Source organism: Streptomyces sp. TRM49041 (assembly GCF_008271805.1).
GTDB lineage: Bacteria > Actinomycetota > Actinomycetes > Streptomycetales > Streptomycetaceae > Streptomyces.
Genome location: NZ_VSRY01000095.1, coordinates 1 through 13,113, shown reverse-complemented (window position 1 = coordinate 13,113; position 13,113 = coordinate 1). Strand labels below are relative to the sequence as shown.

Genomic DNA, 13,113 nt, shown 5'->3' with positions numbered 1-13,113 from the left:
GGACAGGACAGGTGCCGAAGCGCTTCAGCCGTTTGCGCTACTCGGCGGTACTCCCGCTGCGTAAGGTGGTCGGAAGAGGAAGAGGAAGGGGAAGGGAGGGAGCCGGAGACATGGACGACAAGGAAACGCCGCGGGTCGGCAACGCCGTGCGCAGAAGGCGCAGGGCGCTGTCGCTGACCCTCGCCGCCGTCGCCGAGCGCAGCGGCCTGTCCGTGCCCTTTCTCAGCCAGATCGAGAACGAGCGCGCCCGCCCCAGCATGCGCTCTCTGGAGTGCATCGCCGACGCGCTGAAGACCACCGCCGTCGAACTGCTCGACGCCGGCGACGCTGCCCGTACGGTCGATGTCGTCCGGGCGGCCGCCGGCGCCGACGACGCGGCCGCACCACCCGGCGTACGCGCCCTGGTGCGCGGCGAGCACCAGATGCACGCCGACGAGTTCACCGGCGAGCACGACGCCGGACGCGAGCTGGTCCTGCGCAACGACGCCCTGCTGTACGTCGCCGACGGCACCGTGGAGGTGGAGGCCGAGGGCCGGGCGTACCGGCTGGAGCGCGGCGACACCCTGTACCTGTCCGGCGGCGTACGGCACCGCTGGCGCGCCTCCGGGCCAGGCACGCGCGTGCTCGTGGTCGCCGTGGCGCCCCACATGGAGGCGGCCGACCAGTGATCCGCGTCGTGTCCCTGGTGCCGTCCCTCACCGAGGCCGTCGCCGTGACCGCCCCCGGGGTGCTCGTCGGTGCCACCGACTGGTGCACCCACCCCGCCGGCCTCGACGTGGCCCGGATCGGCGGCACCAAGAACCCGGACGTCCCCGCGATCGTCGGACTGCGCCCCGACCTCGTGATCGCGAACGAGGAGGAGAACCGCGCGCCCGACCTCGCCGCCCTGCGCGCCGCCGGCCCGGAGGTGCTGGTCACCGAGATCCGGGACCTGCCCCAGGCGCTGGCCGAGCTGGACCGCGTACTGCGCGCGTGCGGCGTACCCGCCCGGCCGCGGTGGCTCGACGACGCCGAGGCGGCCTGGGCGGAGGTCACCTTGGACGGCCCGTACCGGAAGGCCGTCGTACCGGTCTGGCGGCGGCCCTGGATGGTCCTCGGCCGCGACACCTTCGCCGGCGACCTCCTCGTCCGGCTCGGCGTCACCAACGTGTACGCGGACCATGCCGACCGCTATCCGCGCATCCCCCTGGACGAGCTGCGCGCCGCCGGCGCCGACCTCGTCGTCCTGCCCGACGAGCCGTACCGGTTCACCGCCGACGACGGGCCCGAGGCGTTCGACGGACTGCCCGCCGCGCTCGTCGACGGGCGGCACCTCACCTGGTACGGCCCGTCCCTCGCCCGGGCTCCGGAGATCCTCCGCCGGGCCCTGCGAGCAGCGTTCCGCTGACCAGGCCCCGTACGGTCCCCGAGGCGGCCACCAGCCACGCCGCCACCAGCACGGCGTACAGCGCCACCGCCGCTCCGCTCAGCGCCACCAGGCCCGTGTGCCGCGCCAGTCCCTCCAGGCCCGTCACACATGTGCCCACCGGGAACGTGAACGCCCACCACGTCATCCCGAAGCACATGCCCCGCCGCCGTGCCCGCACCACCAGCGCACCGGCGAGCGCCAGCCACAGCAGCGCGAAGCCCATCACCGGCACCCCGTACAGCACGGCCAGGCCACCCGCGTACGGCACGTCCGGCGACGCCGCGTCCGCGAAGGCGTTCGCCGCCGTCGTCGACTGGCCCAGCGGTCCCAGCACCAGCAGCAGCGCCGGCGTCAGTGCCGGCGGCGGCGGGCCGCCCGTCACCAGCCGCCCGAAGACCAGCGGCAGGATCAGCAGCGCCGCCAGCAGGCTCAGCCCGAACATGCCGTGGCAGGCCGCCAGCAGCGTCCCCCGCGACTGACCCTCCGGCAGGTACGGCACCAGCAGCGGGCCGACGGCGGCCGACACCATCGGCGCGACCACCGGCAGCAGCCACACCGGCGACGCCTCCTCGATCCTGTGCCGCACCACCATCAGGTACGGGACGGCCACCGCCGCCGCCAGGCCGACCGCCGTCCCCACGGTGAACAGCACCGCGCCCAGGGCCACCGCCGCGCCCGTGCCGATCCAGTCCCGGCCCACCAGCAGCGCGCCACCGCCGACGGACACCAGTGCCATGGCCGCACAGCCGTGGAACGGCGCGACGGCCGCGTCCAGCAGGTGGGCCCGCGCCTGGTCCCGGTGGTGCGCCCAGTGCGCGGCCCGGGCGGCGAGCAGGGCCGACAGCATCAGCAGCGACAGGGCCCACACCGCCGTACAGGCCGTCCGCAGCCCCGGCACGTCCAGTGGCAGCGCCGCACCCGCGTTGCCCACGATCGCGGTGCCCATGACGGCTGCGTACCACTGGGGGCCGAGGTGCCGGACGGCGGCCGTGGGCGTGGTGGGCGTGCGGGGGAGCCGCTGGACGAGGATGGCCATGCCGCCACCCTGACCGCGCGGCGCACCCCCGACCAGGGACCTTCCCTCTATGGCCCCATAAGCTGGGATTATGAGCCTCTCGCATCGTGTACCGGATCTCGGAGCCCTGGAGCTGCTCATCGCCGTGGCCCGGCACGGCAGCCTCGGCCGGGCCGCCCGCGAAGTCGGCATCTCCCAGCCCGCCGCCAGCAGCCGGATCCGCTCCATGGAACGACAGCTCGGCGTGGCCCTCGTCGACCGCTCGCCGCGCGGCTCCCGGCTCACCGGCGCGGGCGCGCTCGTCACGGACTGGGCGCGGCGGGTCGTGGAGGCGGCGGAGGCGTTCGACGCGGGTGCGCAGGCGCTGCGGGACCGGCGGGACTCGCGGCTGCGGGTGGCCGCGTCGATGACCATCGCCGAGTACCTGCTGCCCGGCTGGCTGATCGCCCTGCGCGCGGAGCGCCCGGACACCGCGGTGTCGCTGCACGCCGGGAACTCGGCGGCGGTGGCCGCGCGGCTGCTGGAGGGCGAGGCGGACCTCGGGTACGTGGAGGGGCTCGCCGTGCCGGAGGGGCTGACCGGCGCGGTCATCGCTCACGACCGGCTCGTGGTCGTCGCCGCGCCGTCCCATCGCTGGGCCCGCCGCCGCGCCCCGATCACGCCCGCCGAGCTGGCGGCGACGCCCCTGGTGCTCCGCGAGTACGGGTCGGGCACCCGGCAGGTCCTCGACTCGGCGCTCGCCGGGTACGGGGGGCTCGCGGCGCCGTTGATGGAGCTCGCGTCGACCACCGCGGTGAAGGGGGCGGCGGTCAGTGGTGCCGGACCCGCCGTCCTCAGCGAACTGGCGGTCACCGAGGAACTGGCGTCCCGCCGCCTGACCGAGGTGCCCCTCGACGGCGTCGACCTCCGCCGCGCCCTCCGAGCCGTCTGGCCCAAGGGCCCCCGCCCCACGGGCCCGGCCCGCGACCTCCTCTCCATGTCCAGAGCCCGCTGACCGCACCGGCGTGCCTTCCCTCTGGCATGGGACCCGTCCCGCCTCCGGCGTGCAGGTGGACGGGGCAGGCCGCGGTGGTCCGCAACGGATACGACCGGGGGCCTCGCCGCACGCAGCGCACCCGGACCGCACCCGGACCGCACCCGGACCGCGCCCGGACCGCGCCCGGACCGCGCCCGGACCGCGCCCGGACCGCACCCGGACCGCGCCCGGACCGGGGGCGTTCCGGACGGCCATGAGGTCCCGCCGGGCGGCAGCGGGCGCGGTGACGCGCCCAGCGCGTGAGCGCGCCCCGACCGGACGTCAGGAGGACGCCGCCCGCACCAGGCCCGCCATCACCCGCGCGTCCTCTCCCATCTCCGGATGCCACTGCACTCCCAGCACCCACCCCCGCTCCTCCGGCAGTTCCACCGCCTCGACCGTGCCGTCCTCGGCGTACGCGGACGGGAGGAGGGCGGTGCCCAGGCGGTCGACCGCCTGGTGGTGGTGGGTGGGGACCTGGACCGCCTCGGGGACCAGGGAGCCGTAGCGGGTGTCCGGGACCGGTTTGACCGTGTGGTGGCTGAAGCGGCCCGGCTCCACCACATGCCCGTCCAGGTGCTGGACGAGCGTGCCGCCGAGGGCGACGTTGAGGAGCTGCATGCCGCGGCAGATGCCCAGCACCGGGGTTCCCGCCGCGAGGGCCGCGTCGAGCAGGGCCAGCTCCCACGCGTCCCGGTCCCGCGCGGGCGGGCCCGTCCTGGGGTCGGGCTCGGCCCCGTACCGTAGGGGCTCCACATCCGCGCCGCCCGCGATGACGAGCGCGTCGAGCCGGGCGACGGTCTCCGCCGCCACGTCCGGCGCGTCCGGCGGCAGCATGGCGGCGATACCACCCGCAGCCCGCACCAGCCGCGGGTACGCGGCGGGCAGCAGCGCGGCGGGCAGATCCCAGACGCCCCACCGAGCGGGGTCGAGGTAGGTCGTCACACCGACGAGGGGCTTGCTCATACGGAACGGTCCTTTCCTGCGCGGTCGAGCTCGGCCTCGGCCGCCGCCAGCGCCGCGAACTCCTCCTCGGGTGCGCTCGCGACGAGACGGTGCCGACTGTAGAACGCGAAGTACGCGACGGCGATCACATAGACGCCGAGTGCCATCAGCGCGGCCTCCTGGTCCACCAGGAACGTCGCCACCAGCGCGGACAGCGCGAGGACGAAGGCGACCGACGAGGTCAGCACCCCGCCGGGCGTACGGTAAGGGCGGTCCAGGTGCGGCTCGCGGCGCCGCAGCACGATGTGGGAGAGCGCCATCATGGCGTACGAGATGGTCGCGCCGAACACCGCGATGTTCAGCATCCGCGCCCCGTCCCCGGTCCCGGCGGCCAGCGCGAAGCCGATCGCACCCGGGATCAGCAGCCCGAGGTACGGGGACTTGCGGCGGCTCGTCAGCGACAGGAACCGGGGCAGGTACCCGGCTCTGGACAGCGCGAACAGCTGCCGCGAGCCCGCGTAGATCAGCGAGAAGAACGACGCCACCAGGCCGGCCAGTCCCGCGTAGTTGACGAACCTGCTCAGCGCCGTCGTCCCGCCGTCCCCCTCCAGCGCCACGACCAGCGGATTGCCCGCGTCCTGGATGGCGGCGGCGCCCCGCGCCCCGGTCGCCGCGAAGAACGTCACCACGGCCAGCAGCACCAGCACGCCCATCGACAGGGACATCGCCCTGGGCATCGACCTGACCGGGTCCTTGGCCTCCTCGGCGGCGAGCGGCACGCCTTCCACGCCCAGGAAGAACCACATCCCGAACGGGAACGCCGCCCAGATGCCGAGCAGCCCGTACGGCAGCCAGGAGCCGGCGCCGAAGGCCGTCGTGTCCACCGGGATGTCGTTGAGGCCGTCCGCCCGGAACTCGGTGAACGCGCCCACCGCGAAGATCAGCAGCGCCGCCACCGCGACGGCGGTCACGATCAGGCTGAAGCGCAGGGCCTCGCCCACGCCCCACAGGTGGATGCCGATGAAGATCGCGAAGCAGGCCAGGTACACCGGCCAGCCGGACTCCAGGCCGAACAGCTTCAGCGACTCGATGTAGTCGCCGATGAAGATGGAGATCGCGGCGGGGGCCAGGATGTACTCGATGAGGATGGCGGTGCCGGTGAGGAAGCCGCCCCAGGTGCCGAGCGCCCGCCGTGCGAAACCGTAGCCGCCGCCCGCCGCGGGCAGGATCGCGGACAGCTCGGCGAGCGCGAACACGAGGCACGCGTACATCGCGCCCATCAGGACCATCGCGATGGCCAGCCCGCCGAAGCCGCCCTCGGCGAGGCCGATGTTCCAGCCGGAGTAGTCGCCGGAGACGACGTACCCGACGCCGAGCCCGGTCAGCAGCAGCCAGCCGGCGCTGCCCTGCCGCAGTGCGCGGCGCTTCAGATAGTCGTCGGTCGGTGCGGCACCACTCGCCGTGGTGCCCGTGGTGTCTTCCAGCGTCATGGCAGCGTCAGCTCCCCGCCTCGGGTCCAGCCCAATGGAATGGAGCCATACCTTTGCGGGGTGGCGGGGGTTACGCAAGACCCCTGCGTCACTTTCGGGGTACGCGCGCCACCCGCGCGCCGTCCCCGCGCGGTGCTCACCGGCCGCCCGCCGTCACGCCAGGAAGCCACGCAGCAGTGCCGCCGTCCCCGCGCAGTGCTCACGCGCCACCTCGCGTGCCCCGTCCGCGTCGCCCTCCAGGACCGCCTCCACCAGCGCGTCGTGCTGATGCTGGGCGTGCTCCAGGTTCCGTACGAGCAGCGGGATGCAGTCCAGCAGGTCGTTCACCGTGGCTCGTACCGCCGCGTACTGCGCGGTCAGCGTCGGTGAGCCGGACAGCTCGGCGAGCGTCAGGTGCAGCAGCGTGTCCTGGCGCCGGTAGTCGTCCAGCGGCGCGTCGTGCGTGGCCCGCAGCGCCGTACGGAGCCGCTCCGCGTCCTCGCCGGCCAGCCCCTGCCCCGCACACAGCCCGGCCGCGCCGGTCTCCAGCACCTCCCGGAACCGCAGCGCGTCCTCCACGTCCACCGCAGCGATCCGGCGCCGCAGCTCGGCCTCGCCGGACTCGCGGTCCCGGCGCAGCACGAACGTTCCGCCGTACCGTCCGCGCCGGCTCTCCAGCAGGCCCTGCTCCTGGAGCACCTTGAGCACCTCGCGCAGCGTCACCCGGCTGATCCCCATCCGCTCGGCCAGCTCCCGCTCCGCCGGCAGCCGCTCCCCGGCCGGCACCAGGCCGAGCCGCACCACCTGGAGGATCTGCTCCAGAGCCTCCTCGAACCCGCTCCCCGCCCGTACCGGCCGCAGCACGGGCGTCAACCGGTCGGACGCCTGCTTCACCATGTGGCCGTCTCCTCTTCCCAATCAATGGTTCTCGGCAATACCTTATGACTCCCGGCTGATCCAAGGAGGACCCACCCCGTGGCAGACCGCACACCCCCACTCTCCGTCGAGGAGCTCCGCGCCCTCGTCGTGAGCGGCGATATCGACACCGTCGTCCTGGCCTTCCCCGACATGCAGGGGCGCCTCCAGGGCAAGCGGTTCGCCGCGCCCTTCTTCCTCGACGAGGTCCTGGAGCACGGCACCGAGGGCTGCAACTACCTGCTCGCCGTCGACACCGACATGAACACCGTCGACGGCTACGCCATGTCCTCCTGGTCCACCGGCTACGGCGACTTCGGCCTCCAGCCCGACCTGGGGACGCTCCACCGCGTCCCCTGGCACCCCGGCACTGCCATGCTCATCGCCGACCTCGCCTGGCACGACGGTGCCCCCGTCGTCGCCGCGCCCCGCCAGATCCTCCGCCGCCAGCTGGAGCGGCTCGCCGAGCACGGCTATACGGCGCATGTCGGCACGGAGCTGGAGTTCATCGTCTTCAAGGACACCTACGAGCAGGCCTGGGACGCCGACTACCGCGGCCTCACCCCGGCCAACCAGTACAACGTCGACTACTCGATCCTCGGCACCGGCCGCGTCGAACCCCTCCTGCGCCGCATCCGCAACGACATGGCCGGCGCCGGTCTGACCGTCGAGTCCGCCAAGGGCGAGTGCAACCCCGGTCAGCACGAGATCGCGTTCCGCTACGACGAGGCCCTCACCACCTGCGACCACCACGCCGTCTACAAGACCGGCGCCAAGGAGATCGCCGCCCAGGAGGGCGTCTCGCTCACCTTCATGGCGAAGTACAACGAGCGCGAGGGCAACTCCTGCCACATCCACCTCTCCCTCCAGGACGCCGACGGCCGTAACGTCATGGCCGGCGACGGCCCGGTGGGCAGCGTCGCCGCCATGTCGCCCGTCATGCGCCACTTCCTCGCCGGGCAGCTGGCCGCGCTCCGCGAGTTCTCCCTTCTCTACGCCCCGAACATCAACTCGTACAAGCGTTTCCAGCCCGGCTCCTTCGCGCCCACCGCCGTCGCCTGGGGCCATGACAACCGGACCTGCGCCCTGCGGATCGTCGGCCACGGCCGGTCCACGCGCTTCGAGAACCGCCTCCCCGGCGGCGACGTCAACCCGTATCTCGCCGTCGCCGGGCTGGTCGCCGCCGGCCTGTACGGCATCGAGCACCGGCTGGAACTCCCCGAACCGTGCGCCGGCAACGCCTACTCCGGCGACTACGAACACGTCCCGACCACCCTCCGCGAGGCCGCCGAGCTGTGGGAGAACAGCGCCCTCGCGAAAGCCGCCTTCGGTGACGAGGTCGTCGCGCACTACGCCAACATGGCGCGTGTCGAGCTCGCCGCCTTCGACGCCGCCGTGACCGACTGGGAGCTGCGCCGCTCCTTCGAACGCATGTGAGGCATGAAGTTGACCACCGAGCTCCACATCCTGAACCCCGCCACCGAAGAGGTCATCGCCACCGTCCCGGCCGCCACCGCCGCCGATGTGGACACCGCCGTCACCCGGGCCGCCCACGCCCGCCGCGCCTGGGCGGCCGCCGCCCCCGCCGACCGCGCCCGGCTGCTGCGCCGCTTCGCGGCCGCCGTCGACGACCACCTGGAGGAGCTCGCCCTCCTGGAGGTCCGCGAGGCCGGCCACACCGTCGGCAATGCCCGCTGGGAGGCCGGCAACGTCCGCGACCTGCTGGACTACGCGGCCGGGGGAGTGGAGCGGCTCACCGGCCGCCAGATCCCCGTACCCGGCGGCATCGACCTGACGATCCTCGAACCGCTCGGCGTGATCGGCGTCATCGCCCCCTGGAACTTCCCCATGCCGATCGCCGCCTGGGGCACCGCCCCGGCTCTCGCGGCGGGGAACGCGGTGATCCTCAAACCCGCCGAGACCACCCCGCTCACCGCCCTCCGCCTCGCCGAGCTGGCTCTGGAGGCGGGCCTTCCCGAGTACCTCTTCCAGGTACTCCCCGGCGAAGGCCCCGTCGCCGGCTCCGCCCTCGTCGAGCACCCCGGCGTCGCGAAGATCGTCTTCACCGGCTCCACCCGCGTCGGCAAGGGCATCATGGCCGCCTGCGCCGACCGCGTGAAGCGTGTCACCCTGGAACTCGGCGGCAAGAACCCCAACATCGTCTTCGCCGACGCCGACATCGAGGCCGCCGCCCTCGCCGCGCCCATGTCGTTCCTCGACAACTCCGGCCAGGACTGCTGCGCCCGCACCCGCATCCTCGTCCAGCGCACGGCGTACGACCGGTTCATGGAGCTCCTCGCCCCCGCCGTCGAGAAGGTCGTCGTCGGCGACCCGGCCGACGAGCGGACCCAGATGGGCCCCCTCATCTCCCGCGCCCAGCTCGACCGCGTACGGTCCTACGTCCCCGACGACGCCGACGCCGTACGCGGCACCGCCCCCGAGGGCCCCGGCTTCTGGTACCCGCCGACCCTCCTCACCGGCCTCGCCCCGGACGCGCCGGCCGCCACCGACGAGGTCTTCGGCCCCGTCGCCGCCGTACTGCCCTTCGATGACGAGGCCGACGCCGTACGCCTCGCCAACGCCACCGACTACGGCCTGTCCGGCTCCATCTGGACCCGCGACGTGGGCCGCGCCCTGCGGGTCTCCCAGGCCGTCCAGGCGGGCAACCTCTCCGTCAACTCCCACTCCAGCGTCCGCTACTGGACCCCGTTCGGCGGCTACAAGCAGTCCGGCGTCGGCCGCGAGCTGGGCCCCGACGCCCTCACCGCCTTCACCGAGACCAAGAACGTCTTCATCAGCACGAGCAGCACGGAAGGCTGACGCACGCATGACCGAGAACCAGAACATCTGCCGCCGACTCGTCGGCCGTACGGCCGTCATCACCGGGGCCGGCAGCGGCATCGGCCTCGCCACCGCGCGCCGCCTCGCCTCCGAGGGCGCCCACGTGGTGTGCGCCGACATCGACGAGACGGCCGGCAAGGCCGCGGCCGACGAGGTCGGGGGCCTCTTCGTACGTGTCGACGTCACCGACCCCGACCAGGTCGAGGCTCTCTTCGAGACCGCGTACGACACGTACGGCAGCGTCGACGTCGCCTTCAACAACGCGGGCATCTCACCGCCCGACGACGACTCGATCCTGGAGACCGGCCTGGAGGCGTGGAAGCGCGTCCAGGAGGTCAACCTCACCTCCGTCTACCTGTGCTGCAAGGCCGCCATCCCCTACATGCGCCGCCAGGGCAGGGGCTCCATCATCAACACGGCGTCCTTCGTGGCCATCATGGGCGCGGCCACCTCGCAGATCTCGTACACCGCCTCCAAGGGCGGCGTCCTCGCCATGTCCCGCGAACTGGGCGTGCAGTTCGCCCGCGAGGGCATCCGCGTCAACGCCCTCTGCCCCGGCCCCGTCAACACCCCGCTCCTGCGGGAGCTGTTCGCCAAGGACCCCGAGCGGGCCGCGCGCCGCCTCGTACACGTCCCGGTGGGCCGGTTCGCGGAGGCGGAGGAGATCGCCGCGGCGGTCGCGTTCCTCGCCAGCGACGACGCCTCCTTCGTGAACGCGACGGACTTCCTGGTGGACGGCGGGATCGCCGGCGCGTACGTCACGCCGCTCTGACCGCTGACTAGTCTGACCGCATGAGCATGACGACACCGCCGGGCTGGTACCCGGACCCCGCCGTACCGACCGTCGAGCGCTGGTGGGACGGCACCGCATGGACCGGCCACACCCGCCCGGCGGACGGCGGCCGGCCGACGGCGGTCGTCGTCCCCCCGAAGCCGCGCACCGGACGCGTGCTCCAGATCGCCGCCGCGGCACTCGCCGTGGCGGCGGTCGTCACCACCGTGGTCCTCCTCCGCCCGGGCGGCGACGGGACCCCGGTCGCCAAGCAGCCGGCCGCGTCGCCCGCTTCGGCCCCGGCGTCCCCGAGCCCGTCCGAGGAACCCCAGGACCCGCAGCCGTCCGCAACGGCCGAGGACGACTCCGTCCTCGTCGACCAGCTCAACGGCATCACCCTGCCCGTACCCCAGGGGTGGGAGAAGCCCGACACCGGCATCGACCGGTCGCCGGGCATGGCCATGACCGACGACTACAAGTGCCCCAACACCACGCGGTACTGCAAGCGCGGCCGCGTCCTGTCCCGCACGCTCACCTCCAGCGCCACCACGCCCGAAGCCATGGCGAAGGAGGACATCTCCGAGGCCGCCGAGCAGCTGTACGGCGAGGACGGCCTCGGCAACCGGCCGTACGGCGGGATCAGCTCCCACAAGGTGGTCGCCGCCCGCCAGGCAGTCGTCGCGGGCCGCACCGGCTACCTCGTCCGCTGGCAGGTCACCACCGGCAAGGGCCCCGGCGGCTACGTCCAGTCCCTGGTGTTCCCGTCGCCGAACGGCGTCGAACATCCCGTTGTCGTACGGTTCGCGTTCGACGCCGGGCAGGAGGCGCCGCCGCTCACCCTCATGGACGAGATCACCAAGGGCATCCGCCCCATCGGCAGCTCGACCAGCGGCGGCGTGGGCAGCAGCCTGGCGCCGGGCAACGGCTAGAGGCGGGCAACGGCTAGAGGAAAGTGCGCCCTTCGCCGCGATAGGTCGGCACGGTCGCTGTGGTGCGATCGCCCTCGATCAGATGGAGCCGGTCGAACCGCTCGCACAGCTCGCCCGCCTTCGCGTGCCGGAACCACACCTTGTCGCCGATGAGGAGATCGTCGGCGGCCGACCCCAGCAGCGGCGTCTGCACCTCACCCGGCCCCTCCTGCGGGTCGTAGCGCAGCCCCTCCGGCAGATACGGCACCGGCAGCCGGTCCCGGCCGGCCGCACCCGACGCGGGGTAGCCGCCGCCCAGCACGGTCACCACGCCGACGCCGGGCCTGCGCACCACGGGCTGCGCGAACAGGGCGGCGGGGCGGCCGGTGAACGACGAGTAGTCGTCGAACAGCCGCGGCACGTACAGCCCGGACCCGGCGGCGACCTCCGTCACGGCGTCCTCACCGGCCGTGTACTGGACGCTGCCGGTGCCTCCCCCGTTGACGAACTCCAGGTCCGGTGCCACCGCCCGCACGGCCGCGACCACGGCCGCCCGCCGTGCCGCCAGCTCCCGCCGCGCCATGGACTGCATCAGCCGCACCGCCCGCGACCGCACCGGCCGCCCCGCGACCGTGTCCCCGACCCCGGCGACATGCCCCTCGTACGCCATCAGCCCCACCAGCCGGAACCCGGGCCGCCGCACCACCGAGCGGGCGAGCTCGGCGAGTTGAGCGGGCTCACGCAGCGGAGACCGGAGGGCGCCGATCCGCACACGCCCACCGAGCAACCGCAGCGAGGTGTCGAGCTCGAGACAGACACGTACGACCTCCCGCCCCCCGGCCCGGGTGGCGTCCACGAGGTCCAGCTGCGCCGGATCGTCCACCATGACCGTGACCGCCCGGGCGAGCTCGGGGTCGGCTGCGAGTTCGGCGAACCGGGCGCGATCGGCGGACGGATACGCCAGGAGGATGTCCTCGAACCCGGCCCGGGCGAGCCACAGAGACTCCTCCAGCGTGAACGACATCACCCCCGCGAACCCGGGGCGCGCCAGTACCCGCTCCAGCAGCGCACGGCAGCGCAGCGACTTGCTCGCGACCCGGACCGGCTTGCCCGCGGCACGGGCCACGAGGTCGTCGGCGTTGGCGTCGAAGGCGCCCAGATCGACGACGGCGAGGGGCGCGTCGAGATGGGCGGTCGCCCGGTCGTACCGGGCACGGTCAGCGGCACGGGGAGTCATGGCCAGAGCGTGCCAGACGGCGCTACCGGCGGGTAGGGGACATGGAGGGGACGTTCCGGTCAGATCCGCCCCGACCTGCGGCCTCGTTCCCGCGGGCGCGCCGACAGCCTTTAGAGTGACGGCTACACGCTGATGAACGGGCCTGCCCCGGCGGCGGTTCAGGTACGACGACGAGGGGGGCGGATGAGCACCGAGGCACGGCGCCCGGAGCCGCCCGGCACACCGGCCCCGCGCCCCGCCGTGGAGCCCGAGGCGGACACGGAGACCACCACCCGCCTCCGCCCGGCCCGCCAGGCCCCTCAGCCCCCGGCCACGCGTCCCGCAGGCCCCGCTGCCCCGCCCGCGCGGACGACCACTCCGGGTCCCGCACGTCGGCCCGACGGGTCCGGCGACTCCCCGGCACCCGCGCACACGCCCAACGTCCCCCGGCAGCCCACCCCGAGGACATCGACGCCCGCGACACCGGCCGACTCCGCCACCGGTACGACGGCCCCCGCCCCGGACACGCAGGCGCCGCCCTCCGCGCCCTCGCACGCCCCGCGTCCCGGCGCCCCCACGCCCACTACCCCGCCGCGCCCGGCAGCGGCT

12 protein-coding genes and 1 pseudogene are annotated in these 13,113 nt (G+C 73.8%); 8 read left to right on the top strand and 5 right to left on the bottom strand.

The genetic code is table 11. The annotated features are described in order from the left end of the window. The first annotated feature begins 110 nt into the window (after window positions 1-110). The gene (locus FVS66_RS09135; protein ID WP_149180517.1) at window positions 111-668 is read left to right on the top strand and encodes an XRE family transcriptional regulator; all 558 of its coding nucleotides are present in this window, start codon (window positions 111-113) and stop codon (window positions 666-668) included. Next, the gene (locus tag FVS66_RS09130) at window positions 668-1,387 is read left to right on the top strand and encodes a helical backbone metal receptor (RefSeq protein ID WP_187645458.1); all 720 of its coding nucleotides are present in this window, start codon (window positions 668-670) and stop codon (window positions 1,385-1,387) included. Before FVS66_RS09135 ends, FVS66_RS09130 begins: the two co-directional genes overlap by 1 nt. On the opposite strand, the gene FVS66_RS09125 is transcribed toward FVS66_RS09130, so the two are convergent. Continuing rightward, window positions 1,314-2,444: a C4-dicarboxylate ABC transporter gene (locus FVS66_RS09125; protein WP_149180515.1), complete on the bottom strand. Its 1,131-nt coding sequence runs from the start codon at window positions 2,442-2,444 to the stop codon at window positions 1,314-1,316. The genes FVS66_RS09130 and FVS66_RS09125 overlap by 74 nt on opposite strands. A gap of 70 nt (window positions 2,445-2,514) precedes the next feature. Here FVS66_RS09125 and FVS66_RS09120 point away from each other — a divergent pair, with 70 nt between their 5' ends. Continuing rightward, window positions 2,515-3,417 (top strand): LysR family transcriptional regulator, encoded by a 903-nt coding sequence (locus FVS66_RS09120; protein WP_149180514.1) that lies wholly within the window; start codon window positions 2,515-2,517, stop codon window positions 3,415-3,417. Window positions 3,418-3,720: 303 nt separating this feature from the next. On the opposite strand, the gene FVS66_RS09115 is transcribed toward FVS66_RS09120, so the two are convergent. From FVS66_RS09115 to FVS66_RS09105, 3 genes are all read right to left on the bottom strand, one after another. Continuing rightward, window positions 3,721-4,404, bottom strand: a complete 684-nt coding sequence (locus FVS66_RS09115; protein ID WP_149180513.1) for a gamma-glutamyl-gamma-aminobutyrate hydrolase family protein — start codon at window positions 4,402-4,404, stop codon at window positions 3,721-3,723. Next, entirely contained in the window at window positions 4,401-5,873 is a 1,473-nt protein-coding gene (gene eat, locus FVS66_RS09110; RefSeq protein WP_149180512.1) for an ethanolamine permease, read from the bottom strand. Before eat ends, FVS66_RS09115 begins: the two co-directional genes overlap by 4 nt. 153 nt (window positions 5,874-6,026) lie before the next feature. After that, window positions 6,027-6,749 carry an FCD domain-containing protein gene (locus FVS66_RS09105; RefSeq protein ID WP_149180511.1) on the bottom strand — a complete coding sequence of 241 codons (723 nt, stop codon included), beginning with the start codon at window positions 6,747-6,749 and terminating at the stop codon, window positions 6,027-6,029. Between the two features lie 78 nt (window positions 6,750-6,827). On the opposite strand from FVS66_RS09105, the gene FVS66_RS09100 reads away from it, so the two are divergent. The 4 genes from FVS66_RS09100 to FVS66_RS09085 are packed head-to-tail and all read left to right on the top strand — an operon-like array spanning window position 6,828 to window position 11,309. Beyond that, complete coding sequence (locus FVS66_RS09100; RefSeq protein WP_149180510.1) at window positions 6,828-8,204, top strand: glutamine synthetase family protein; 1,377 nt, start codon at window positions 6,828-6,830, stop codon at window positions 8,202-8,204. Window positions 8,205-8,207: 3 nt separating this feature from the next. Beyond that, on the top strand, window positions 8,208-9,587 hold the full coding sequence (locus tag FVS66_RS09095; RefSeq protein WP_187645452.1) for an aldehyde dehydrogenase family protein: 1,380 nt from the start codon (window positions 8,208-8,210) through the stop codon (window positions 9,585-9,587). Between the two features lie 7 nt (window positions 9,588-9,594). Next, window positions 9,595-10,380, top strand: a complete 786-nt coding sequence (locus FVS66_RS09090) for a 3-oxoacyl-ACP reductase (RefSeq protein WP_149180509.1) — start codon at window positions 9,595-9,597, stop codon at window positions 10,378-10,380. A 20-nt stretch (window positions 10,381-10,400) separates the two neighbouring features. After that, window positions 10,401-11,309: a DUF2510 domain-containing protein gene (locus tag FVS66_RS09085; RefSeq protein ID WP_149180508.1), complete on the top strand. Its 909-nt coding sequence runs from the start codon at window positions 10,401-10,403 to the stop codon at window positions 11,307-11,309. A gap of 13 nt (window positions 11,310-11,322) precedes the next feature. Here the strand turns inward: FVS66_RS09085 and FVS66_RS09080 are convergent, their stop codons facing one another. Then, window positions 11,323-12,525, bottom strand: coding sequence for an amino acid deaminase/aldolase (locus FVS66_RS09080; protein ID WP_149180507.1), 1,203 nt, complete (start codon window positions 12,523-12,525; stop codon window positions 11,323-11,325). 183 nt (window positions 12,526-12,708) lie between these two features. Between FVS66_RS09080 and FVS66_RS35420 the strand changes: the two are divergent. Beyond that, window positions 12,709-13,113, top strand: a pseudogene (locus FVS66_RS35420) (hypothetical protein); the annotation flags it as partial.

Bases quoted from the DNA above. Each gene is read 5' to 3' on its own strand.
- FVS66_RS09135 (WP_149180517.1), top strand. From the start codon at position 111: ATGGACGACAAGGAAACGCCGCGGGTCGGCAACGCCGTGCGCAGAAGG.
- FVS66_RS09125 (WP_149180515.1), bottom strand. From the start codon at position 2,444: ATGGCCATCCTCGTCCAGCGGCTCCCCCGCACGCCCACCACGCCCACG.
- FVS66_RS09120 (WP_149180514.1), top strand. From the start codon at position 2,515: ATGAGCCTCTCGCATCGTGTACCGGATCTCGGAGCCCTGGAGCTGCTC.
- FVS66_RS09115 (WP_149180513.1), bottom strand. From the start codon at position 4,404: ATGAGCAAGCCCCTCGTCGGTGTGACGACCTACCTCGACCCCGCTCGG.
- eat (WP_149180512.1), bottom strand. From the start codon at position 5,873: ATGACGCTGGAAGACACCACGGGCACCACGGCGAGTGGTGCCGCACCG.
- FVS66_RS09105 (WP_149180511.1), bottom strand. From the start codon at position 6,749: ATGGTGAAGCAGGCGTCCGACCGGTTGACGCCCGTGCTGCGGCCGGTA.
- FVS66_RS09095 (WP_187645452.1), top strand. From the start codon at position 8,208: ATGAAGTTGACCACCGAGCTCCACATCCTGAACCCCGCCACCGAAGAG.
- FVS66_RS09090 (WP_149180509.1), top strand. From the start codon at position 9,595: ATGACCGAGAACCAGAACATCTGCCGCCGACTCGTCGGCCGTACGGCC.
- FVS66_RS09085 (WP_149180508.1), top strand. From the start codon at position 10,401: ATGAGCATGACGACACCGCCGGGCTGGTACCCGGACCCCGCCGTACCG.
- FVS66_RS09080 (WP_149180507.1), bottom strand. From the start codon at position 12,525: ATGACTCCCCGTGCCGCTGACCGTGCCCGGTACGACCGGGCGACCGCC.